General features: G+C 30.4%; 2 protein-coding genes and 1 pseudogene. 2 read left to right on the plus strand and 1 reads right to left on the minus strand.

Translation table 11 applies throughout. The features are described 5' to 3' along the window. Nucleotides 1–193: 193 nt before the first annotated feature. Complete coding sequence (locus ACVC2P_RS14465) at nucleotides 194–1327, plus strand: formylglycine-generating enzyme family protein (protein WP_452599167.1); 1134 nt, start codon at nucleotides 194–196, stop codon at nucleotides 1325–1327. A gap of 108 nt (nucleotides 1328–1435) precedes the next feature. Continuing rightward, nucleotides 1436–2107 (plus strand): hypothetical protein, encoded by a 672-nt coding sequence (locus ACVC2P_RS14470; RefSeq protein ID WP_452599168.1) that lies wholly within the window; start codon nucleotides 1436–1438, stop codon nucleotides 2105–2107. A 268-nt stretch (nucleotides 2108–2375) separates the two neighbouring features. On the opposite strand, the pseudogene ACVC2P_RS14475 reads toward ACVC2P_RS14470, so the two are convergent. Next, nucleotides 2376–2599 (minus strand): annotated as a pseudogene (locus tag ACVC2P_RS14475) (DUF1501 domain-containing protein); the annotation flags it as partial.

Consider the following 2599-nt stretch of genomic DNA (forward strand, 5'->3'; position numbering starts at 1 on the left):
AAGTAATACTCTGTGTTGGCACATTTTCTCCTCTTAATTGTTGAAATTTCACTGTGTTTTGAGCAAAAGAAAACGCAGAAAAAAAAGTTAAGGCGAATAAAAAAATAATTGCTTTTAAATTCAATGTCTATATTTGTTTTATTTAATTTCTAAATGTAATTAAAATATAATTTATTCTGAAAATTTAAACTTAATGAATACTCGTTTCCTTTTAAAAAACACATTAATATTATTAGTTTTTGCTTTGATTTTTTCTTGTAAAAATGAAAAACCGCTTGATAAAAATTCAACTTTAACACCCTCTAAAACAGATGCTACACCAAATATTTTAATAGAAAAACCAGATAATATTGAAACGCCTAAAGGTATGGTTTGGGTTAAAGGAAAAACATTTACTCAAGGTGCTAAAACAACAGATAATTATGCAATGCCTAGAGAAAAACCAGCACACCAAGTATCGGTTGATGGCTTTTTTATGGATATAACCGAAGTTACTAATGTACAATTTAAAAAGTTTGTAGATGCTACCAAATATATAACCATAGCTGAAAGACCTATAGATTGGGAACAAATGAAAAAAGAACTACCAGAAGGCACTCTAAAACCACATGATTCTATTTTACAACCAGGAAGTTTAGTCTTTAACAAAGATGTAAATGCTACTGTTAATATGAGCAATTACAGCCAATGGTGGACTTGGAAAATTGGTGCTAATTGGAAGCAACCTTATGGAAAAGGAAGTTCTATTAAAGGAAAAGATAATTACCCTGTGGTTCACGTTGCTTTTGAAGATGCTTTGGCTTATTGTAAATGGGCAAATAGGCGCTTACCAACAGAAGCAGAATGGGAATCGGCAGCACAAGGCAATAATACTGATGCCATATTTACTTGGGGAAATAATACTGAAATTTTAAACGCCAATGCTAATACTTGGCAAGGTCAATTTCCAACTAATAATGAATCTATAGATGGGTTTGAATATATAGCGCCTACAAAATCATATCTTCCAAATAGTATAGGGCTGTATGATATGTTAGGGAATGTTTGGGAATGGACTAGCAGTGTATACAACGCAAATTACTATAAAGAATTAGATATTTCAAAACCTATAATAAACCCAAAGGGTGCAACAGAATATTATAATCCACAAAATCCATATCAAATAGAAATGGTAATGAAAGGCGGTTCATACTTATGTCATGATTCTTACTGTGCAAGTTTTAGGATTTCTGCAAGAATGTCTACTAGTAGAGATTCTGGGTCAGACCATTTAGGGTTTAGAACTGTGGCTAGTATAGATATGATAAAATCAAAAAAAATAAATTAACTATTAATCTTCTATTGACGTTTTTTAAACCTAATACACTTATAACCAAACCTATTAAAACAGGGTGTTAGTTATTTTTGAGCAGCAAAACTCAAAACCCTATCTAATATGTTTAATAGTAAGTATTTCACTTTAATTTGTTTATCATTTTTATTAATAACTTCTATTGGTTTTTCTCAAGTAGGCATAGGTACTACAACACCAGATGCTAGTTCTTCTTTAGATATTACATCAACAAATTCTGGGTTATTAATACCAAGAATGGATATGTCTGAAAGAAATGCTATAGTTTCTCCAGCTACTGGGTTATTAATATTTCAAACAGATAATACTCCTGGTTTCTATTACTATAATGGAACAGCTTGGGTTACTTTTGGAGCTACAACTACTTCAGCATTAGTTTTCCCTAAGCTACCAATACCTGCGCTTGAAACTGCAACAGTAGGAGCTGGCTCAGACTTTACTTTTGCTATGACTATTAATGGTGTTAATTATTCAATTACAAGACGTACTCAAGCTAAAGATAATGGAAGTCCAGATGTAGCTCAAAGATTAAAATTAAGGTATACTTTTTCTCCTGCATTACCATATATTCCTTCTGGGAAAGCATTAACGCCAAATCAAGAAGACACGACCTACAATGATGGCATTACATTAAGTTGTAAAAAATTAACTAGTACAATTTTAATTGTAGATGTTTATAGAATAGATATGATTGGTGATATTGATATTCCTTGGGCTTCAACATCATATACTTTTGACGCTGTGTTTTTCGAATAGATTAAACGCAAAAAACAGTCTTTATTTTAGCTTTAGAGTTGTTTAGGCACTAGTACTATTCCCTTTACGACATATCTGTGCTATTGTATTCATTTTCAAACTCTTTATCTAATTTATCTGAAAATAAAAGTAAAAAAAAGTTAATTAGTTTCATAACGATGAGGGTTGATTATATAATGTAAATATATTCTACGTATCGTATAGTTAAGTTTACCTAAAGTCTATTATAGTTTAATAATTGTCAAGCACAAGCTGAGTCTTTTATTTTTTATATAAAATCTAACGTATTAAATGATGAATTTAAGATTTTTTCGTCATTAACTTCAAGCCATTTTTTTAAAACTGTTGCGTAAATTGATCTAAAATCTACAGTGTATTTTAAATCATTATTTTTATCTAAATTCAGAAGATTGGGTGCTTCATTATAAAAACCTGGTTTACTTAGGTTTTTACCTATTACAAACACATTATTCGCTGCTCCATGATCGGTTC

It is taken from the genome of Pontimicrobium sp. MEBiC01747, from assembly GCF_053601635.1.

Coding starts and splice junctions, on each gene's coding strand:
- ACVC2P_RS14470 (WP_452599168.1), top strand. CDS start 1,436: ATGTTTAATAGTAAGTATTTCACTTTAATTTGTTTATCATTTTTATTA.
- ACVC2P_RS14465 (WP_452599167.1), top strand. CDS start 194: ATGAATACTCGTTTCCTTTTAAAAAACACATTAATATTATTAGTTTTT.